At 70.6% G+C, this 20,218-nt stretch carries 20 protein-coding genes; 13 read left to right on the forward strand and 7 right to left on the reverse strand.

Annotated features, from left to right (window positions below; genetic code table 11):
• Positions 1-35: 35 nt before the first annotated feature.
• Both ACMXN5_RS25540 and ACMXN5_RS25545 read right to left on the reverse strand, forming a co-directional pair.
• A complete protein-coding gene (locus ACMXN5_RS25540) occupies positions 36-1,118 on the reverse strand; it encodes a hypothetical protein (protein WP_439677160.1) in 1,083 nt (360 codons plus the stop codon).
• A gap of 216 nt (positions 1,119-1,334) precedes the next feature.
• Positions 1,335-1,895 carry a restriction endonuclease gene (locus ACMXN5_RS25545; RefSeq protein WP_439677161.1) on the reverse strand — a complete coding sequence of 187 codons (561 nt, stop codon included), beginning with the start codon at positions 1,893-1,895 and terminating at the stop codon, positions 1,335-1,337.
• 983 nt (positions 1,896-2,878) lie between these two features.
• Between ACMXN5_RS25545 and ACMXN5_RS25550 the strand changes: the two genes are divergently transcribed.
• Positions 2,879-3,178 (forward strand): hypothetical protein, encoded by a 300-nt coding sequence (locus tag ACMXN5_RS25550; protein ID WP_379996684.1) that lies wholly within the window; start codon positions 2,879-2,881, stop codon positions 3,176-3,178.
• On the opposite strand, the gene ACMXN5_RS25555 is transcribed toward ACMXN5_RS25550, so the two are convergent.
• The 4 genes from ACMXN5_RS25555 to ACMXN5_RS25570 all read right to left on the reverse strand — a co-directional run bounded on the left by ACMXN5_RS25555 (position 3,147) and on the right by ACMXN5_RS25570 (position 4,822).
• Positions 3,147-3,392 (reverse strand): hypothetical protein, encoded by a 246-nt coding sequence (locus ACMXN5_RS25555; RefSeq protein WP_078974732.1) that lies wholly within the window; start codon positions 3,390-3,392, stop codon positions 3,147-3,149. The two genes, ACMXN5_RS25550 and ACMXN5_RS25555, sit on opposite strands and share 32 nt — an antisense overlap.
• Positions 3,389-3,679 (reverse strand): hypothetical protein, encoded by a 291-nt coding sequence (locus ACMXN5_RS25560; protein WP_126639535.1) that lies wholly within the window; start codon positions 3,677-3,679, stop codon positions 3,389-3,391. Before ACMXN5_RS25560 ends, ACMXN5_RS25555 begins: the two co-directional genes overlap by 4 nt.
• Positions 3,680-3,833: 154 nt before the next feature.
• Positions 3,834-4,304, reverse strand: a complete 471-nt coding sequence (locus ACMXN5_RS25565) for a hypothetical protein (RefSeq protein ID WP_439677162.1) — start codon at positions 4,302-4,304, stop codon at positions 3,834-3,836.
• Between the two features lie 8 nt (positions 4,305-4,312).
• On the reverse strand, positions 4,313-4,822 hold the full coding sequence (locus ACMXN5_RS25570) for a SigE family RNA polymerase sigma factor (RefSeq protein ID WP_439677163.1): 510 nt from the start codon (positions 4,820-4,822) through the stop codon (positions 4,313-4,315).
• Positions 4,823-5,124: 302 nt separating this feature from the next.
• Between ACMXN5_RS25570 and ACMXN5_RS25575 the strand changes: the two genes are divergently transcribed.
• From ACMXN5_RS25575 to ACMXN5_RS25630, 12 genes are all read left to right on the forward strand, one after another.
• Positions 5,125-5,508, forward strand: coding sequence for a hypothetical protein (locus ACMXN5_RS25575; protein ID WP_439677164.1), 384 nt, complete (start codon positions 5,125-5,127; stop codon positions 5,506-5,508).
• 166 nt (positions 5,509-5,674) lie between these two features.
• Positions 5,675-6,964 (forward strand): cytochrome P450, encoded by a 1,290-nt coding sequence (locus ACMXN5_RS25580; RefSeq protein ID WP_439677165.1) that lies wholly within the window; start codon positions 5,675-5,677, stop codon positions 6,962-6,964.
• Between the two features lie 520 nt (positions 6,965-7,484).
• Positions 7,485-8,237, forward strand: coding sequence for an SAF domain-containing protein (locus ACMXN5_RS25585; protein WP_439677166.1), 753 nt, complete (start codon positions 7,485-7,487; stop codon positions 8,235-8,237).
• Entirely contained in the window at positions 8,234-9,226 is a 993-nt protein-coding gene (locus tag ACMXN5_RS25590; RefSeq protein ID WP_439677167.1) for a hypothetical protein, read from the forward strand. The genes ACMXN5_RS25585 and ACMXN5_RS25590 overlap by 4 nt, the downstream gene beginning before the upstream one ends.
• Complete coding sequence (locus tag ACMXN5_RS25595) at positions 9,216-11,123, forward strand: ATPase, T2SS/T4P/T4SS family (RefSeq protein ID WP_439677168.1); 1,908 nt, start codon at positions 9,216-9,218, stop codon at positions 11,121-11,123. The genes ACMXN5_RS25590 and ACMXN5_RS25595 overlap by 11 nt, the downstream gene beginning before the upstream one ends.
• A gap of 4 nt (positions 11,124-11,127) precedes the next feature.
• Complete coding sequence (locus ACMXN5_RS25600; protein ID WP_439677169.1) at positions 11,128-12,099, forward strand: type II secretion system F family protein; 972 nt, start codon at positions 11,128-11,130, stop codon at positions 12,097-12,099.
• Complete coding sequence (locus ACMXN5_RS25605) at positions 12,096-12,971, forward strand: type II secretion system F family protein (RefSeq protein ID WP_439677170.1); 876 nt, start codon at positions 12,096-12,098, stop codon at positions 12,969-12,971. Before ACMXN5_RS25600 ends, ACMXN5_RS25605 begins: the two co-directional genes overlap by 4 nt.
• 44 nt (positions 12,972-13,015) lie before the next feature.
• Positions 13,016-13,312: a hypothetical protein gene (locus tag ACMXN5_RS25610; RefSeq protein WP_078974721.1), complete on the forward strand. Its 297-nt coding sequence runs from the start codon at positions 13,016-13,018 to the stop codon at positions 13,310-13,312.
• A 100-nt stretch (positions 13,313-13,412) separates the two neighbouring features.
• The gene (locus ACMXN5_RS25615) at positions 13,413-13,772 is read left to right on the forward strand and encodes a TadE family protein (RefSeq protein ID WP_439677171.1); all 360 of its coding nucleotides are present in this window, start codon (positions 13,413-13,415) and stop codon (positions 13,770-13,772) included.
• A gap of 5 nt (positions 13,773-13,777) precedes the next feature.
• Positions 13,778-14,227 (forward strand): TadE family protein, encoded by a 450-nt coding sequence (locus ACMXN5_RS25620; RefSeq protein WP_439678076.1) that lies wholly within the window; start codon positions 13,778-13,780, stop codon positions 14,225-14,227.
• A 5-nt stretch (positions 14,228-14,232) separates the two neighbouring features.
• Positions 14,233-14,700 carry a pilus assembly protein TadG-related protein gene (locus ACMXN5_RS25625; RefSeq protein WP_439677172.1) on the forward strand — a complete coding sequence of 156 codons (468 nt, stop codon included), beginning with the start codon at positions 14,233-14,235 and terminating at the stop codon, positions 14,698-14,700.
• Positions 14,697-19,496: a LysM peptidoglycan-binding domain-containing protein gene (locus tag ACMXN5_RS25630; protein ID WP_439677173.1), complete on the forward strand. Its 4,800-nt coding sequence runs from the start codon at positions 14,697-14,699 to the stop codon at positions 19,494-19,496. The genes ACMXN5_RS25625 and ACMXN5_RS25630 overlap by 4 nt, the downstream gene beginning before the upstream one ends.
• A gap of 78 nt (positions 19,497-19,574) precedes the next feature.
• On the opposite strand, the gene ACMXN5_RS25635 is transcribed toward ACMXN5_RS25630, so the two are convergent.
• The gene (locus tag ACMXN5_RS25635; RefSeq protein ID WP_439677174.1) at positions 19,575-20,141 is read right to left on the reverse strand and encodes a prepilin peptidase; all 567 of its coding nucleotides are present in this window, start codon (positions 20,139-20,141) and stop codon (positions 19,575-19,577) included.
• Between the last annotated feature and the right edge of the window lie 77 nt (positions 20,142-20,218).

A 20,218-nucleotide genomic window follows, 5' to 3' on the forward strand; every position in this document is an offset into this window, starting at 1 on the left:
TGGCGGGCATCTTCACGTGGCAGTGGGGATGGATTTCAGGCGGGCGTGCCGTCGCTCGAGAGTGCCCGAACAGAGTCCGCGACGATGTCGATCGGAGAATCCGGGGTTGCCGGGATCTTGAATACGGTCATGCCGACATTTACTACGTTTAGTGTCTTCCATTTGGTGGTGCGGCCGTTCAGGTTCTGAAAGCTCTGGCTATTGGTGACGGATATCGGGGATGAACCCGCCGTGAGGTTGGAGGATGATCGTGTGGTGCACATGACCAATTTGCCGCCGTCTGACGTCTTCCAGGCCGGCGATTTTTCACTGTCGCGGATCTCGGTCTTGAAGGTGACCGATCCGCCCTTCGCCAGCCCTTCTGTGTCCCGTTTGTTGTTGCGGTCTGCTTGAATGACTGCTTTTGCCCTGGACCCCCAATTGGTTGTGGTCGAACCTCCGTCCAAATAGTTGGCGAAATCTCGGCAGATCTCCTGGCCGTAGTAGATGTTCCCGGATGCTGTGCTTTCTTTGTTGTCGACCGTCGCTATTTGCGTGACGGTAGGGAAATCCTTGCCAACCTCCGTGAATGCAAGAAATGACATTTTCCAAGGCCCGGCCCCTTTGTCCTGGCGTAGGATTCCGAGGGATCCACGGGATTGCTTTCCGATGGTTTGTCGACCCAGGGACAGAAGCCACCGGTCCTCACCACCGGGGGCCCCCTGGGGTGAAGCGACGTGTATATTGCTATTCGCGGCCAAATCCTCGTCGTTGCCGATATTGTCGCCGTACTTCAAAATACGCTCGAGGCGAGCGGTGGATACCTCGAGCAGGGCTCCCGCTTCGATTTCCGAGATTGAATGAATATCACGTGCTGCTCGGGCCTTTTTGCTGGCATCGAAGTAGGCCTGCGAAGTGCTTGTGGCATCGGCCTCGCTGATCGGCGGGCCTGCCGCTGCCGTGCTCTGAGGCGGTGTCGGGAGCGGAGCAGCCGCCGTTTTGGGTGCCGCTTGGCTGATTTTTGGCTCTTTCGCCTTTTTGTCCGAGGAGCAGGCCGTGGTCAGGAGGGTGAGTGTGGCCAGGGCTGCCAGCAGGGTTGCCGGGAGTTGGGTGTTGGTGGATCGGGCCAAAACTGCCACCCCCGCAGCAGGTGCGATCTTCGGAGTTCGGTGCGCTATTGATCTGCCGAAGCATCATTGCACTTGATCGGGTGGGTCGTAAGCGTCTTCGGGAGATCACTGCGGGTAGCGGGATTCGGCCACTTGGTGGGGGTGGGGCCGGGGTTGGTTGGTGGGGCGGCTTCGGGGGGATTCGGGCTGGTGGTGGGGGTGTTCGTGGGGAGCCGGCGGGTGGGGTTATGGGGCTGTGGTGACCAGAGTGGTCAGGCCGTGGCCCTGTTGCCATTGGTATAGGCGGGACTGGTCGAGTAGGACGATGCCGTGGTGGTGGGCGAATCGGCGGGCCTCGGTGGTGAATCCGTGGCGGGTGATGAAGACCGGGATGTCGGCCTGGTGGTTGTGGTGGGCCGTGCCGATGAAGGCGTGGAGGTCCAGAGGGCGGGCCTCGTGGGTGAGGGGGGCGCAGCGGATGAGGACGAGGCTGCCGTTGGGGAGGTAGGCCTTGACGTTGGCGTCGGGGGCCACCTGGACGGCGAGGAGGCCGTCGCGGCGGCAGAGGTCGGCGATGTGGAGCTCGAAGTCGCGGTCGTCCGGGGGGTCGGGGCGTTGGTTGAGGGTCGACGTGGCGAGGTGCACGGTCGCGCACAGGAGGGCCAGGGCGGCGGAGGTGGCCAGCCAGGCGTCGACGCCGTTGATGCCGAGGGAGTCGAAGAGGTCGTGCAGCGCGATGGCCGGGACGGCGGCCAACGGGGCTATGGCCCAGCCGCGGAACTTGGCGCGGGTGCGGGTTCGGGGCATGTGGGGTCCCTCCGTGGGCTGCCGACGGCGGAGCGGGCGGCAGCTTAGGCGGAGGGGTGGGCGGTCAACCACCCGACTGGATGGTGGATGTGGTGGGAGGGCGAGCCGGGGGTGGGGGGCGGTGCGGTGGGATCGCCCTTGTGGGGGCGGGTGTTGGGGTTGTGGGGTGGCGTTTGGGTGGGGTGGCGGCGGGGTGTGTGGGGGTGGGGCCGTGTGGGTGATGCGGCGGGGGCGCGGAGGGCGGGGTGCGGGATGCGAGGTCGAGGTGTCAGGTGCGGGGTGCGGGGATCGGATGGTTGAGAGGCATGGGGCTCTTGACACGGGGACCCCGTGGCCCTGAGAGCGGCCCGCTCGCCCGCTCGCCCGCTCGCCCGCTCGCCCGCTCGCCCGCTCGCCCGCTCGCCCGCTCGCCCGCCTGACGTGCCGTTGGCCGTCACGACTCTGGGGGGACTATCAAGGGCTTGGTGGCGTGCGGCTTCCGCTTGCGTGCCGTGGCCAGGAGGGGTCTGCGGCTCCCGGCTGGGGCCATTGGCAGGCCCGAATCTGGGGGCTTGGTGGTGTGCGGCTTCCGCTTGCGTGCGGTGGCCCGGGGGGCTGTGGCTCCCGACTGGTGGCCGTTGGCAGGCGCGAATCTGGGGGCTTCGTGGTTTGTGGTTTCCGACTGGGGTGCCGTTGATCCACCCGATTTTGGGGGCTTGGTGGTCTGTGGTTTCCGGCTGGGGTGCCGTTGGTCGCCCCGATGTGGTCTGGGGCCTTCGGCTGGGGCCGCTGGCTGGTCCGGTTCTGGGGGCTTGGGGGTTCTGGGCTTTCGGCTGGGGCTGTTGGCTGGCCCGGTTCTGGGGGCTTGCTGGTCCGGGGATTCAGGTTGGGTGTGGGTGAGGGGCGGGGTGGATGTGTGTGTGGGGGGGCTTTGGGGCTTGGTTCGGGAAATGGTTTCGGAACGTGGTTAGTGTGCCGGGGCCGGCTCCGCTATCTTCTGCCGAATGAGCAGGATCCGTAAGACAGCGATCATGGTTGTGGCATGTTTCGGCCTCGCCTTCGCGGGCGTGGCCTCCGCGTATGCGATTCCCGGTCAGCATCCGCAGGTGCGCAAGGTGTGTCGCGTCCTCGACCCCGAGGTCAAGCAGGCCAAGCGCGGCAACCACGTCGGTCGCACCGGTGAGCCGAAGGTTCACCGGCAGCGACACGACGGTGTGATGGGTGAAGTGGCCGATCACTACTGCGTACCGGGTGGCGGGAAGCACCACAAGGTCAACCCAGGTGCACGACCTGCAGCACGGTGACGGTTGTCGTCCCCTCGTTGAGCAGTACCACCACGATCAGGGGCCCCGCCGCTGCGGTGCGGACGATTCGGTCGTCCTCGCCGTAGCGGACGGTGGCCGTGTACGGGTCGCAGACCAGTTTGTACAGCAGCATTCCCCAGTGGTTGAGCGTGGTTTCGGGGAAGCGGTCGATGACCTCTTGGTGCTCGATGCCGATCCTCGGGCGCCACGTCACGCGGCACTGCTTTGCGCTCGGCCGCGGGAGATCCACTTGCGGACGATTTCCTCGTCCACCTCGTCGAGGTCCGGGTCCAGGCCCGTGGCCCGAACCTGCGCCGCGAGGGCGCGTGCGTGCGGCAGGCCGGCGATGAGTTCCTCCGCCGCCTGTACGTAGCGGGCCAGCAGGCCCGGCAGATCGCCGATCGGCGTCAGATTCACCAGGCGCAGGAATTCGTGGCGGGCTTCGGGGTGCGGGAGCGCATGCGCGATGCGATCCACGGTCCACGGGTCAGTGCTGTTCACGCCGGCCCTCTCCTCACTCCGGACGAATGATCCGGGATCAGATTAGGGGCCGAGCGCGGGTGCGGGGGGCTACGACGTGATCAGCGGATGACAATCCGCATACGGTGGACGGTGATCCGCATCGATAGGTGACAATCCCTCAATTTCCGGCCATTCACCAGCATTTGGTCGCCTTGACCGCCAAGCACTTGGCCTTGCGCTCGCCTTCGGGCATGGTGGCCGGCGGAGTCGTGCGCCCGCCACTCCTCGGCTGCGTCTCCGGAGGGGCCTGCTCCTGTCGCGTCTCCGCCCGGGCCGTCGGCCGGTCAGCGCCGGACTCCGGTGTCGCGGAGGCGGGTTCGGCGGAGGCCGGTGCGTCCACGGCGGGGTTGGGCCGGATCGTCTCCGTGGCCCCCGTCGTCGTCGCGGGCCGAACATCCGTCGCCGGCCGCACGGTTGCCTGCCGCGAGGGCGCCAGGAACAGCCCCACGCCGGCGATCACCAGTACACCCACCCCGGCGCCGAGGGCCGCCACGCGGCGGCGCCGGCGGATCCGCTTGCCACCCGCCACGGCCGCGTCCACCACGCTCGGGAAGTCGGGCTCGGGCTGATCGAGCATCAGCGCGAACAGGTCGCGATCGTTCATGGTCGGCCTCACCGTTCGGACAGCTCCCACATCTGCTCGCCGACGAGTTCGCGCAGCCGGTTCAGGCCGCGCGCGCTCTGGCTCTTGACCGTGCCGGTACTGATCCGCAGGGCCTCCGCCGTCTGTTCGATGCTCCAGTCCTCCCAGAAGCGCAGCACGAGCACGGCCCGATAGCGAGGCGGCAGCCGGAGCAGCGCCGCCTGGAGGGTCATTCGCAGGTCCGGCGACGGGGACTCGTCGCTCGGCCGCTGCGGGAGTTCGTCGACCGGCTCCTCGCGCCAACGGCCCTTGCGGTGCTGGTCGATGTAGGTGCGGGTGAGCACCACGCGGGCGTACGCGTCCACATTGCCGTCGCGGTTCAGCCTGCCCCACGCCGTGTACATCTTCATCAGTGTGGTCTGGGTGAGGTCCTGCGCCTCGTACCAGTCGCCGCACAGCAGGTACGCGGATCGACGCAGCTGGGCCTGGCGGGCCTCGGCGTACTCGCGGAACTCCCGTTCACGGGCTGCCTCCCTCACGCGGTCGGCAGCGCGGTTGCCAGGGGGTGGTCGCGGGAATCGCGCACCGTGATCTCCTCCTCACCGGGCCCCCCGTGGGCATGGCTCGAGAGCGCTCGGCCGTTGCCGAGGCGTGCGGTTGCCTGCATGTCGAGGGGCCTGTCACAGGGGATACGCGCGCCGGCGGCCCCGGGTTGCACGGCGGTTCGGAGATGTTCCGCACGTGGGCGGCGTGGGCCGGCGGTGCAACGCGGCTCGGTCGGCGGACGTATTTCTCTTGTGGAGGGTCCGAATGTCCCACTGTCCAGTGAAGGGGTACGCACATGACGAATCGTCAAAGCCGGCCGCCCGGGCAGGCGATGAGTCTGGTGGGGCCGGTCGCCGCCGTGTTGGCCACCGTCGGGATCGCGGTGGGGTCCTGGGTGGGCATCGCGTCCGCTTCGGGCGCCGGGGAGCCGAAGTCGGTACCCGCCTCGGTGACCTCGGTGGTCGACCCGACCCCGGACCCGAACGCGACGCACACGACGCCCGGGCCGCGCGCGGTCACGGGCCGGCCCACGGTGGTCACGCCGGGGAAGCCGTACGTGGCCAGGAAGTCGGACCTGGAGCGGAACGCGCGCGTGGACCCGAAACCGGCGGCGCACAGACGGGGGCCCGAAACGGCAGTGCTCCCGCGCACGGGGCGCGAGCCGGACGCGAGGCGGTGAAGCAGGGGCGGCAAGCGGCGAATACGCTCGAGCCCGCCGCAAATCACGTCGGCGCACCGGCCCGGGACCACTCCCGAACCGGCGCACGGCGCGGATGCCGGCCGCGGGCCCCGGCCGCTTCGGGGACCGCGTCGTCTCGTCCCCATCCCCGTCGAGGAGTTGCCGCGTGGTTCCGATCGCCCCGGGCGCAGTGCCGTTGCTCGGTCATACCCCGGCGTTGTTGCGCGGGCGGTGGGACTTCGTGTCCTCGTTGCGGGCGCACGGGCCGATCGTGCGGATCCGGGTCGGGCCGAAGGAGTTGTACGTCCTCAACGATCCCGCGCTCGTGCGCTGCGTGCTGGTCGAACACGCGGACACCGTCGAGCGGGACGGCTTCTTCAAGCAGGCCCGGCTGCACATCGGCGACGGGCTGGCCGCCTCCGACGGGCCGCTGCATCGGGCCCGGCGGCGTGCCGTGCAGCCCGCGTTCCAGCGGTCCCGGATCGGCGGGTACGTGGAGGTGGTCCGGCGTCGGGCCGAGGACGCGAGCGCGCAGTGGTTGCCCGGATCCACGCTCGCGCTCGATCGGGAGATGAGCGAACTCGGCCTGGCCACACTCGGTCGGCTGATCTTCGGCGAGGACCCGGCCGCGGACGCCGCTGTCGCCGAAGTGCGGCGCTCGTTGCCGGTGTTCATCCAGGAGGTGTTCACCCGCACGGTGCTGCCCGAATGGGCGCGGTGGTTGCCCACTCCCGGCAACCGGCGCTTCGCCGAGACCGGCGCCCGGTTGCGCGACACGATCGCCGCGGCGGTGGACGCGGGTTCGGGGGAGGGGCTGCTCGGCGAGTTCGTCGGGATGGGCATGTCGCCGGAGGCGGTGCGGGACGAGGTGGTGTCGATGCTGATCGCCGGCAACGACAACACCAACGCCACCCTCTCGTGGGCCTTTCACGAGATCGGCCGCGACGAGGACGTCCGCAAGCGGCTGCACGCCGAGCTGGACGAGGTACTGGCCGGCGGGCCGCCGACCGCGGAGAACCTGGGCGACCTCGTATATACAAGGAGTGTTGTCGACGAGACGCTTCGGCTGTACGCGCCCTGGCTGGTGGTGCGTCGGGCCAATCGCGACGTCGAGGTGATGGGGCATCACATCCCGAGCGGCGGCGACGTGTTGTACAGCCATCACGCGCTGCACCGGGACCCTGAGCTGTTCCCCGACCCCGAGCGCTTCGACCCGGACCGCTGGGCGGAGCCCGGCTTCCGGGGGCGTGCGCGCGGCGTGTACATGCCCTTCGGCGCGGGCGTGCACCGGTGCGTCGGCGAATACCTGTTCCTGGCCCAGATCGTGACCACCGTGGCGGTGGTGTGCGCGCGATGGCATCTGGAGCCGGTACCCGGCAAGCCGTCCCGGCCGCGGACGAGCGCGCTCCCGCGCCCCGGACACCTGCCGGTACGGGCCATCCGCCGACGGGTCTGAAACTCCGCCGACGGGTGCGGGCTTCGCCGTCTCGACACCCGATCGTCACCGCATCGACATGACGACACATCTGCCGTTTTGCCGGATTGGCCCATGGCACCCGGGAGTTCCTCGTACATCGGATCGAGTACCGTGCCCGGCGTCGGCTCGGCCGCGCGATATCACGTTCGAGCGCGCGCGGTGCGGTCCGAACCCGGCCGGCCAACAATTGCCCGAAAGTGCTTGCGGCGGGGCTCGTTTCGGGACCATCGTGGGGCCCGTTCGGTGTCCGGAACGAGATGCTTGCCCGTGATCTTGGGTGGGGTCGGGTTCGTCACATGGCGTCCGCGATCGTGCTGGTTGACGGGGTGCGTCGAGGTCACGGAATGCATCGAATGATCAACTTCGGCGGCGGTTTTCGAGCCGTTCACCATTCACCTGACAGTGTGTGTGGTGGAAGATACGAGCGGTAGCTCCGAAGTGGATCACGGTCCGCGCGGAACCTGGGTGGACCCGGCAGAGCAAGGGGGCGGAGCCGGTGGTGAAGGCAGCTACGGAACGGCCATCGGGCAACGGCGTCGCGACACCGGGCGCGACCGCCGGCGCGATGCCGGTCACGCCCACGCGCAGCCTCGGCGCCAGACGTCGGCGGCCCGCGCTCATCGCGCTCTCGGTCGCGCTGATCGCGGCGGGCGGACTGGGCTCGGCGGCGTTCTATCAGATGGGCGACAAACGGGTGCCGGTGCTGGCCGTGGCTCGTACGGTGCCCTACGGCCAGACGATCGCCGCCGAGGACCTGCGGGTCGTGGAGATCAACGACGCGCCCGGTCTGCGCCCGATCGGATCCGGCTCCAAGGGCGTCATCGTGGGCAAACGCGCCGCCGTCGAGCTGCGCGCGGGCTCGCTGCTGACCTCGGATCAGGTCACCGAGAAGATCGCCATCCAACCGGGCGAGACGCTGGTCCCGATCGCCGTGGACGCCACCAGGATGCCGGTCCAGCGGGTCACCCCGGGCACCCGGATCCTGGTCGTGACCTCGGTGACCGCGCCCGCCGGGGCCAACGCCGTGCCGGCGCAGCCCGTCACCATCGCGGCCACCGTGATCCGAGCCAGTGCCGCCGACCCGAACTCCGGTTCCGGCAAGGCGGTCCTGGACGTGGCCGTGCCCGCCAAGGACGGCCCCACGCTCGCCCTGCAGGTGGTCGACGGTCGGTTCTCCATCGTGGTGCTCAACACCGGGAACGCGGACGCGGCGCCCAACCCCGCGCCGGGCAAGGCCGGAGGCACCCCATGACCGTCGTCGCGGTCACCGGCGGCACGGGCGCGCCCGGTGCCACCTCGACCGCGCTCGCACTCCTGCTCACCTGGCCGCTGCCCGCCGGCCGCCGGGTGATCCTGATAGAAGCCGATCCGGACGGGGGTTCGATCCTCGCGGGCGCGCTCCAGGGTCGGGTTTCGGCCGAATACGGGCTGCACCAACTGGGCGTGGCACACCGTCAGGGAAATCTCGTCGACGCCTTCTTCCGGCAACTCGTCGACCTGTCCGACGGCCGCCGCGAACGCCTGCTGCTGCCGGGCCTGGTCGACCCCACCCAGGCGTCGGGACTGGCCTACACGTGGGATCCGATCTCGCAACTCGCCGCCGGGCTGGGCAATCAGCAGATTCCGCACGACGTGATCGTCGACCTCGGCCGGCGCGGCACCACGGGCGCGTCGGCGATCGTCGCGCGCCGCGCCGACCTGGTACTCCCCGTCGTCCGCGGCACGTTGCCCTCGCTCGCCCAGGCCCAGCCCCGACTGACCGCCCTGCGCAACGACCTCGACACGCACGGGACCGGATCCGATTCGATCGCCCTCGTGGTGATCGAACAGGGACGCTACTCCCGGCAGGAGATCGGCAAACACCTCGAGGCGCCCGTGCTCGGCCTGGTGCCGTTCGACCCGGAACGCGCGCGGGTGTTGTCCGACGGCGAGGGCGACACCGGAAAACGGTTCCTGCGTTCGAGGTACATGCGGGCCGCGCGGACCACCGCGGACGCGGTGATCAACCTGGCCGCACAGCGACGCATGCGCCTGGCTCCGCGCCCCACGTCCGGCGGGCAACTGCCCACCGGCCCCGAGGCGCCGGCGCCGAGCGACGGCTGGGCCCAGGCGGCGGCGTACATCCGCCGCTCCGACGCCGAGCCCCACCCCGAGTCGCGTCCCGAGCCCCACCCCGAGTCACCCGCCGAGGCCGAACCGGCGCACCGCCCGGCCGGCGAGGAGGCCGGCCATGTTCGATAACGCCCGCCCCCTGCACCCGGATCCGCACAACAAACCGGAACCCGAGCCCCCCGCCAAGACCGGCGGCCACCCGCAGATACACGTCGTCCCGGGGCGCCCCGAGACGGAGGACGTGTTCTACGCGCCGCCCCCACTGCGCACCTGGCCGGAGGGCTTCCAGCGGGCCGGCTCCGATCCCGGGACCGGCCCGGAGCACACCTGGTCGGCCGGCGCGGGCTCGCTGACGCCCGCCGTGGGCCACGTCCCGCCGCCGACTCCCGCCAACGGCACGCCCCTTCCGCCGACCGCGATGTCCGCGCCGACCGCCGTGCCGGCCCCACCGCACGCCGTGCCCGGCGTGAACGGGCACGTCAACGGCGCTGCCCGCCCGCCCGGTTCGCGCGACGGCATGTTCACCGTGCCGCCGACCGCGAGCGTGAGCGCCAACGGCGTCGGCACGGTCAGCCGCCGCCCGTCCGCCGCGCCCGCCCCCACCGGCACCGGCCCGCACGCCCCGCTCACCACCGCCCCGACGCCGCCCCGCAACCCGTCCGGGGAACCGGTCGTGGACCCGGCCGTGGTGCGGATACTGAAGGACCGGGCGGCCGAACAACTGCACGAGTTCGACAAGTCGGCGCCCGGCATGACCACCGGCGACCGGGAGCAGCGCGGCCGTGCGATCGTCGCCCAGGTGGTCGCCGAGTGGGCGGACGTCACCGCCCGCGAGCGCGGCATCTCCACCACGCCCGCCGAGGACCGGGCGATGGCGCGCGCGGTGTGGGACTGGCTGTTCCGCGCCGGGCCGTTGGAGCCGTACCTGACCGACCCGGCCGTGGAGAACATCCTCGTCAACGGCTACGACACGGTCTGGGTCGACTACGCGGACCGCCCCCGAGTCCAGGTGCCCCCGCTGACCGCCTCCGACGAGGAACTCCGCGAGTTGTTGCGCGACCTGGCCCGCCGGCACGGCAGCGGCGAGCGCACCCTGTCCACCGCGCAGCCCACCCTGGCCCTGCGGCTGCCGGACGGCTCCCGGCTCCAGGCGATCACCGAGGTCACCCCGCACACCTACGTGACGATCCGCCGGCACCGGGTGCGTGACGTGCGCCTCGCCGAGCTGATCGGACTCGGCACCCTGGACCGCACGTTGGCCGCCTTCCTCGGTTCGCTGGTCCGGGCGAAGAAGAACCTGATCATCTGCGGCACCCAGGGTGTCGGCAAGACCTCGCTGCTGCGCGCGTTGTCCCACGAGATCCCCCGGGACGAGCGGATCGGCACCTTCGAAACCGAACTGGAACTCTTCCTTCACGAGTTGGGCCACCTGCGCCAGGTGGTGGCGATCGAGGCCCGCGAGGGCAACGGCGAACGCGGCATCGACGGCAAGTCGGCGGGCGAGTTGACCATCGGCGAACTGATCCCCTCCGCGCTGCGCATGTCGTTGTCGCGGATGATCGTCGGCGAGGTGCGCTCCAGCGAGATCGTGCCGATGTTGCGCGTGATGACCAACGGCGAGGGCGGCTCGATGTGCACGCTGCACGTGCGCGAGCCGGACATGATCTTCGACCGGATCGCCGAACTCTGCCTGGAGTACGGCGCGCACATGAGTCCCGAATTGGCCTACCGGCTTGCCTCCAACGCCGTCGACTACGTCGTCTTCGTGCGGATGATCGACGAGACGGCCATCGGCGGCAAACGGCATCGTTTCGTCTCGCACGTCCTGGAGGTGACCGGGATGGGCGAACACCGCCGCCCGGCCGTGAACACGATCTTCGCGCCGACCGCCGACGATCCGCGCGCCACGGCCCGGATGTACCCCTCGGACATGCCGGATCTGATCCGGGCCGGGTTCAGTCCGCATCTGCTGGACGAACCGCACGGCTGGCGCCCCTTGCGGCTCAAGCTGCACCAGGCCGGGTGATCGTATGGGTGACGCGTTGTTGGTCGCGGTGTGCGGATGCCTGCTGGTCGGCGGTGTGATCGGGCTGATCGTCGGGCTCGTCGGCACCTACGACGACCCGACCCCCAAGCCGCCGGGCCGCATGGAGTCGGCGATCCGCCGGATGCGGTCCGGACCGGTGACGGCCCGTCAGCGCACCGCCCGACGGATCCGCCTGTCCGTCGGTGTCGTGGTGGCCGCGCTGGTCTGGCTGTTCACCGGATTCCTCGGCGCCGGACTCCTGGTGATCGCCGCGTTCGCCGGACTGCCCTGGCTGCTCAGGCCCACCAAGAGCGACCACAGCGTGATCAAACGCCTGGACGCGCTCGCCGAGTGGACCCGACGGATCGCCGACCTGATCGAGTTGGGCGCCGGGCTGGAGAACGCGATCCTCACCTCGCGGGCCACCTGCCCGGAGCCGATCGTCGAGGAAGTCGGCGACCTGGTCAGCCGATTGCAGTCCCGGTGGCGGCCCGAGGAGGCGCTGCGGGCGTTCGCCGCCGATCTGGGCGACGCCACGGCGGACAAGATCGCGGCGGCGCTGATCCTGCGCTCCTCGGACCGCGGGCCGGGCCTGGCGATGGCGCTCAAGGACCTCGCCACGACCGTGCGCGAAGAGGTGCGCCAGCGCCGGGCGATCGAGGCGGACCGCGCCGGCGCCCGGATGGCCGTGCGCTGGATCACCTACATCACCCTGGGGGTCACCTCCCTGGTCGTGGTGATCAACCGCGACTACGCCGCGCCGTACGGTACGGCGCTCGGGCAGATGGTCCTGCTGCTGATGGCGATCGCCTACGTCGGCACCCTGGTCTGGATGCGTTCGCTGGCCGCCGACCGGGTCAAGCCCCGCTTCCTGGTGGCGGATCCGCGCAGCGTGGTCAAGGCGGCCAGAGCGGTGGACGTGCAGCAGGAGCAGGGTGTGCACACCGCGCCCGTATTGCGGGGTGAGTGGTCGTGATCCCACCCATGGTGATCGTCAGCGGATGTGTGCTCGGCGCCGGAGTGGCCGTGCTGGTCCGCGAGTTGTGGCCCGCGCCGCCGGACCTGGGCAACGCGCTGCACCGCCTGTCCGGGATGCCCAAGCGGCGCACGGAGCAGACGGGCAGCAAGTACGACGACCGACTGGTCGCCATGGTTCGGCACGTCCCGGGCTTCAGGGTGCCGCACCGCGAACTCGACCTGGTCGGCGAGACGGTCGCGCACTTCGTGCGCACCAAGGCGCTGTTGGCCCTACTCGGCCTGCTGTTGCCCGCGATGCTCTCGGCGGTGCTGACCGCGGCCGGGATCGGGATCGCGTTCTACGTACCGCTGTTCCTGTCCCTGGCGGTGGCGGCGGGGATGTGGTTCATCCCCGACTACGCGCTGCGCGACCAGGCCAAGTCGGCCCGGATCGAGTTCCAGCACGCGGCCGCCGCCTACCTGGACCTGGTGGCGCTGGGCCGGGCGGGCGACGCGGGCCCGGCGGAGGCCTTGGAACGGGCCGCGGCCGTGGGGGACGGCTGGGCCTTCGCCCGGATCCAGGACGCGTTGGCCCGGGCCCGAGTGGGCAGCGCCGACCCCTGGGACGGACTGCGCGACCTGGCCAAGGACCTGGACCTGCCCGAACTGGCCGACGTGGCCGACATCATCGAGATGGCCGGGACCGAAGGCGCCGCCGTGTACGGCACGTTGCGCGCCCGATCCCAGTCGCTGCGCGTGGAACTGCTCGCGAACGAACACGAAAAGGCGAACGCGGACTCGGAACGGCTCACCGTTCCGGGGACGATGCTCGTGGTGATCATGGGAATCCTGCTCGGATTCCCGGCAATTTCCCGGATGTTCTCGGTATGAACGACCTTCGGATTCCGAGCCGTTCTCCGGAAGGAGTACAGGCAATGTCAACCGGTTCCTCGTCCCCAGCGGTGCTCGATCGTGTCGAGACCGCCGTGCACAGAGTCGCCCCGGCTCCCGTCGCCTTCGTGTTGGTCGTCACCGGCGGTCTGGTGGACCGCTATCGGCGACTGCGCAAGGAGCGTGACCACGGCGCGGTGAGCATCGAGACGGCGATCATCGTCGCCGTATTGATCGTCGCCGCCGTCAGCATCGCGGCGGTGATCATCACGATGTACAAGAAGTATCGCGACGACTTGAAGACGTCCGACGACAAGTACGAGAAGCCGGACCCGGGCTGACGGCGCCGACGACCTCTCGATGACCGACGTGCGACGAAGCCGACCCATCGCCGCGATCCGACGCCGCCTGCGCCAGGCAGGCGGGTCGGATCGCGGCAGCATGTCCATTTCGATGGCGATCATCTTCCCGGTGTTCATCCTCGTGCTGTTGTCGGTGATCCAGGTCTGCCTGTGGTGGTACGCCCGTGAGGTGGCGTTGCAGGCGGCCCAGGAGGGCGTCGAGGTGGGGCGTGCGACGGAGGGGGACCGCGGGAAGGCGGAAGAGCGCGGCCGGAATGTGGTCAAGGACCTCGGCGGGGGAATGCTCAAGGATCCGAAGGTGATTCCGGAACGAACCGGCGAGGGGCGGATCCGCGTGACCGTTCGGGGTACGTCGTTGTCGATTGTGCCCGGCCTCGGGAGTCTGACCATCACGCAGCACGCGGACGGCGTCGTCGAGCGGTGGACGAGTCCGGGCTGATGAACATGTGGGGGGCGAGGGTGTACAGGGGGAGCCTGCGAGCGGACGAGGGGTCGTTCGCTCTGGAGGCAGCGATACTCACGCCCGTGTTGATCGCGTTCCTGTGCCTGATCATCGCGTTCGGCCGAACCTCGGTGGCCGGCAACGGTGTGGACGCGGCGGCCAAGGCGGGGGCCCGGGAGGCGTCGATCGCCCGGGACCCGGGGAAGGCGGACGCAAACGCCAGGGCGGCTGTGAAGAGTTCGCTTGCCCAGGACGGGATTCACTGCACCCCACTCACCGAGGTCAAGCTGCCGGGCTTCCAGACCGCTCCCGGTACGCCCGGAATCGTCACCGTCTCGGTCACGTGCACCGTGTCGTTGTCCGACGTGGCCTTCCCCGGCATCCCGGGTTCGAAGACCCTGCACGGCACCTTCACCTCGGTGCTGGACACCTACCGGGGGAGGAACGGATGACATCCATGGCGCGCACGCGCGTCCGCGGCCCCGACGTCGATCCCGACCCCGGTGATCGTGGCAGCCTCGCCATCATGCTCGCGATCATGATGGCGGTGATCATCCTGCTCGTCGGCCTGGTCATCGACGGCGGCGGCAAGTTGCGCGCCGACTCCAAGGCCGACGCGTTCGCCCAGGAGGCGGCCCGGGCCGCCGGGCAGGCGATCGATCCGACCAAGGCCATCCCGGGGACGGCGATCATCGTCACGGAAGCGGACGCCGAGCGCGCCGCGGAGAACTATCTCGACACCCACACCCTGGTGAAGAGCCGAAAAGCCGAGGTCACCAAAGGCGGTCGCGAGATCGACGTCTACGTGACCATCGAATACAAGACCAAGGTGGCCGCCTTCTTCGGCGTCTCCACCGTCACCGTCAAAGGCCATGCCCGTGCCGGGCTCGTCCATGGGATCCGAAACCCGGAGGACGCACCGTGACCGTTACCCAAGGCCCTCGTTCCGGCGCCGGTCCGGGCACCGGGGCACACGCACGAAATCGTGCCGACCGGGGCAGGCGTCGCGGACCCGGAAGATTCCTGTTCGACCTGATACGCGGCCTGCTCAGCCTCGTGGTGCTGCTCGCGCTGCTCGTCGGACTGCCCGCCTCGCTCGTCGTGGCCAGCACCGACGTGTTGCCGCACCGGCTGCCCGCGCTCGACGAGATCGGCAAGATCCTCACCCAACCCGACGACGGACGCGGCTTCCTCGCGGCACTCGCCCTCGTCTTCTGGGGCGCCTGGCTGTGTTTCGCCGTCTCGGTGATCGTGGAAATCCCGGCCCAGCTCCGCGGGTTGTCCGCGCCGCGCATTCGCGGCCTGGGCTGGAGCCAGAAGGCGGCGGGCGCGCTGATCGGCGGCATCATGCTGATGCTCCCCGCCGGTACCGCGTTGGCCGCCGGCGAGGCGCACGCCGCGCCGCAGCTGCCGGAACACGTGTCGAGTGCGCCGAGTCGAGCCGTGGAGCAGGATATCCCGGTCCGGGTACAGGATCCCGGGCCGACCGCAGGACCCACGCACACCGTGCAACGCGGCGACTCGTTGTGGACGATCGCCGAGGAGCGGCTGGGCGACGGCAAACGCTGGAACGAGATCGCCAGGCTCAACGACGGCAAGACGATGGCGAACGGGCAGCGGTTCGACTCGGCGGACTACGTCGAGGAGGGCTGGGTGCTCGCGCTGCCCGCCAACGCCGGGCCGCCCGCCGAGGTCAAGGCCGCGCACGCGCCGGAGTTGCCGGGGGAGGAGCACAAGGCGCTGCCGAAGACGGTCACCGTCAAGCCGGGCGACACGTTGTCCGACATCGCCGAGGAACTCCTGGGTGACGGCGACCGCTACCCCGAGATCTTCGCCGCCAACAAGGACCAGCCGCAGTCGGGTGGCGCGGCACTGACCGACCCGAACTCGATCCAGCCCGGTTGGACGTTGTCCATCCCGGGCGGAGGGGGCGCGGACCCGGCACCGCAGCAACAACAGCCGCCGCAACAGCAGCCTCCGCAGCAACAACCACCCCAGCAGGAGCCTGCGCAACAACAACCGCCGGCGCAGCAGCAGCCTCCGCAGCAGCAGCAACCCCCCGCCCAACAACCGCCCGCCGAGCCGCAGAAGCCGTTCGTCGAGACCCCGCCGCAGATCGCCAAGCAGGACCCGATCGTGGTCCCGAACGCCCCCGACGGTGCGGGCGCGCCCGGTGCGGCGTCGACCGAGACGCCGAAGAAGACGGACAACACCAACCCCACCGGCAGCCGGGCCGAGGCGCCGAGCCCGGGTGGGGACGAGAGTTCGGTACCGGTGGGTGCGCTCGCCCTGGGCGCGGTCGGCGCCGCGGCGGTGCTCGGCGCGCTGCTGGTACGCCGTCGACTACAGCAGTCGGTGCGCCGGGACGGGCGCCGGATCGCGATGCCCGCACCGGCCGCCGCCGACCTGGAACAGCAGCTGCGGGCGACCGAATCGCCCGACGCGCTGGACCTGTTCGACCGTACGCTGCGCACGCTGTGTGCCCGGATGTCGGACACCGGCCGCACGCTGCCGCTGATCGACTCGGTGCAACTCACCGACCAACAGCTCGAATTGCACCTGGCCGCGCCGTCCCCGCCGCTGTACCCGTTCGAGGCGGTACACGGCGACCACATGCACTGGACGTGCCCGGCCGACGCCGAGCTGCTGCACACCAGCGCGGCGGCCAACGTACCGGCGCCGTATCCGGCCCTCGCGGTGCTCGGCGAAACCGACGACGGACGCCAGCTGTTGGTCGATCTCGAATCGCTCGGCGTGATCGGCCTGACCGACGGTTCCGGGGAGGACAACCTCGCGGTGCTGCGTGCGCTCGCTGTCGAGCTGTTGTCCAACGTGTGGAGCGACGACCTGTGTGTGACGGTGGTCGGCTTCGGTCGCGAACTGCGTGACGTGGAACGCGAGGGGCGCCAACAACTGCGTTACGCCTATTCGCTCGACGAGGCACTGAGTCGGCTGGCGACCTGGTCGGACGAGGTGGTCGGCCTGCTCGACGACGCCAAACTGACCTCGCCCCGGCAGGCCCGGACCAAGGGAATTCTGCCCGACACCTGGCCGCCGGAGATCGTACTGTCCCTGGAGCCGCTGACCGAGGCGCACGTCCCGCACATCCAGCGGCTGACCAACACCTACCCGCGTGCCGCCGCCGCGATCGTCGCGCCGGTGCACTCGGAGCCGTGGCTCAGCGGGCTCGGGGTGACCCGACTGCCCACCGTGCCGGGCGTGGTGACGCCCAGTCGGATCAACGCCGACGTGCACGTCCAGCGCCTGGAGGACCCGCAGTACCAGGCGTTGGTGAGCATGTTCACCGTCTCCAAGGACCTGGACGGCGTGCCCGCCGACGAGGCGCTGATCCCCGGCCAACGGCCGGAGCGTGAACCTGAGTCGGTCGAGGTGGGCGTCGGCTCCGGCGGCGGGAGCATGTCCTCCGCCGCATGGTCGGCGGTCGGCGGGATGGAGCGACCGGCCCGGGTCGGCGGGGCGACGGTGGCCGACGTGGCGGCCGAGTTCGAGGTCTCGCCCGGGTACTACCAGCCCGACCCCACCGATCCCGAGCCCGACGAGCGTGTGTTCGGCGCACCCGGGCGGCCCGCGCCGACCACGCGCCGGGCCGGTCGCGGCGGGTCGGGGTCGGCTGCCGACACCGGCTCGTGGGGGGCCGCCGTATTCCCCGTCGCGGGCATGCCGCTGGCCCCGCCGGAGCGGATCGAGCGCGGCGGCGGATCGCCGGAGGACACGGGCTCGTTGCCGCTGCCGTGGTTGCCCGACGACCAGCACGAGGACACCGGACCCGGATCCGGCGACACCGCGCACGCGACCGCGGAGGCCGAACGGGTTGCCGAGCCCGAGCTGTTCCAGCCGGCTAACGACTCGGACGGCCCGCCCTCGGTGCCGACCCGGGAGTACGAAGCCCCCGTGACCGGCCCGGATTCGGGGCCGGCCGGGGAACCGGGACACGCGGTCGCCGCGGACGCCGCATACGCCCAACAGTCGTATGCCGAACCGCCCTATGCGGAACCGCCGTATCCGCATCCGGCATATGGCGGAGAAGCCTCGGTGCCGCCATCCTTCGAGGAGCCGATCGCCGACGGATCGGTCCGTGCCGGGTCGGCCCATGCCGAGCCGACCGCCGACGAGGCGGTCGTCGTCGCCCCGGGCCACGAGGAACCGGCCCCGGAGTCGGCCGAGTTCGTGGCCCATGCGGCGCAGGCGCCGGGGTTCGGGACACCGGACCTCGCGGACTCGACGCTCGGTGAGCCGGTCTTCGGCGCGCCCGCCGCGCCCGAGGCGGGCTCCGTACCGGGTCCCGTGACCCCGCCTGCGGAGCTCTCGTTCGGGGACGACGGGCACGACGACACAGGACTCGAAGGGGTGGACGATCCCGAGGACCACCCCCACGCATCCGCCGGGGACGCCGGGCAGTCGGCAGAACCGGTGGCGGCCGCAGAGGCCCCGGACGAGGGAACGGCAGTGCCGATCGACGCTCGGACCAGCACCGGTGAGCAAACCCCGTCGTGGGACGTCGCCGACGCCCCGGAGGGTACCTACGAGACCTACGCGGCGCACGCCGCCAACGGGCACGGAGGCGTGCGGGCGGACGTGCTCGCCGCCCCCGGGGTCCACGTGTTGGGCCCGGACGACGAGGTCGACCTGATGCAGGGCCGGGGACGCGAGCGGATCACCCCGGCGCCGGACGAACCGGGCCCGGAGGTCGCGGACCCGGCGGCGTTCGGGCCGGCGGACTCCGGTTCGTCGGCGACCGGCGCGGTCGGTGGCGTCGAGATGCCGTCCGCCGAGTATTGGGGCGCCCCCGGGCAGGTGCAGGAGGCCCCGACCGCCGAGGACTCCGGAACGTTCCTGGTGGTCGCGCCGGAGGCCGAACCGGCTGCGGCGGACGCGCCCGAGGTCGGCTCGGCGTGGGATGTGGCGCCGCCGGTGGCCGCTTTGCCGGCCGAGGCGCCGGCCGCGATCGGACAGGCGGCCGAGGGCTTCGCGCCGACGTACCCGGAGATCCGGATACTGGGTCAGGTCGATCTGATCGGTGTCGGCGAGGAGGTCGAGCACGGCCGCCGTGCCCGACTGACCGAACTCGCCGCGTGGATCGCCCTGCACCCGGGGCGCCCGCTGAGCGAACTCGACGCCGCCGTCTGGCCGCTGGGCGTCACCGCGACCGCGCGCAACTCGGCGATCAGCCAACTGCGCCGCTGGGTGGGCACGAGCCAGGACGGCACGAGCCACCTGCCCGCCGCGGCGGGCGGCGAGGGCTACGCGTTCGGGCCCGGTTTCGCCTGCGACTGGTTCCGCTTCCGCGAGTTGGTCGCGCCCGGCCTGTACGGGAGCCACGAGGTGGCGATGGACTACGCACGTGCGCTGGACATAGTGCGCGACGCGCCGTTCGACGGGGTGGGCCCGCGCCGCTACGTGTGGGCCGAGCCGTTCCGTCAGCAGATGATCGCCGAGATCGTCGACGTGGCGGCCCGGCTGGCCGAGTACCACCTGGACAACCACGACCCGCAGGCCGCCAAGCGGGCCTGCTCGGTCGGCTTGGTGGTGTGCCCGGAGTCGCAGATGCTCTACCGGACCATGTTCCGGGCGACGCACATAACGGGCGACCGCGCGGAGTTGGACTACTACGTGGACCGCCTGGACGGCTTGCTTGCCGGACTTGGCGCCGAACCGGAGCCGCTCACCGTGGAGTTGCTACGCGACCTGCTGGACGACTGAGCGCCGCCCGGCCGGGCGGGCACGAGCCCCCCGGCCGGCGGCGCGTCGAGCCGGACGAAGACACCTCGTGACGGTGCGTCATGCACCATGTACCAGTACGACCGCCAGCGCCGCGCCAAGCAGGAACGGCCCGAACGGTACCGAACTGCCCCGCCCGGCCCGCCGGGTGACCGCCAGGACGACCGCGAACAGGCCGACGGCCACGTACGCGAGCACCAGCGCCTGGATCAGCGCCGCCCAGGACGACCAGCCGACCACCAGCCCGACCAGGCCTGCCGCCTTGGCGTCGCCCAGGCCCACCCCCACACCGGCCAGGGCGAGCGCGAGATGCACGAGGTAGCAGGCCGCCATCGCGATCAGCGCCCGCCCGTACGCATCCCCGTCGAAGGGGATCAGCAACAGCGCGGCGAGCAGCGGGTATCCGGGCAGGGTGAGTGCGTCGGGCAGCCGGAGCAGCCGGATGTCGCACACCACGAGCGCGGCGGCGAGCAACCCGAAGACCAGCAGCGCGGGCAACACCGCCTGCACGCCGACCCGCCAGACCAGCACGGCCGCGTAGCCGACGAACCCTGCCGCTATCACGACCCGGTCGCGCCGCAGCACACCCGAGGTGTCCGGGTCGAGGTGGATCGGAGATTTCCGCACGGCATCGGATCCTGTCAGACCGGCGACCGGCCCGGCGCCGGATGGGGGCGAACCGGTGACCGATCCCGGATCGAATC

The sequence above is a fragment of the Embleya australiensis genome (genome assembly GCF_051903075.1).
Lineage (GTDB): Bacteria > Actinomycetota > Actinomycetes > Streptomycetales > Streptomycetaceae > Embleya.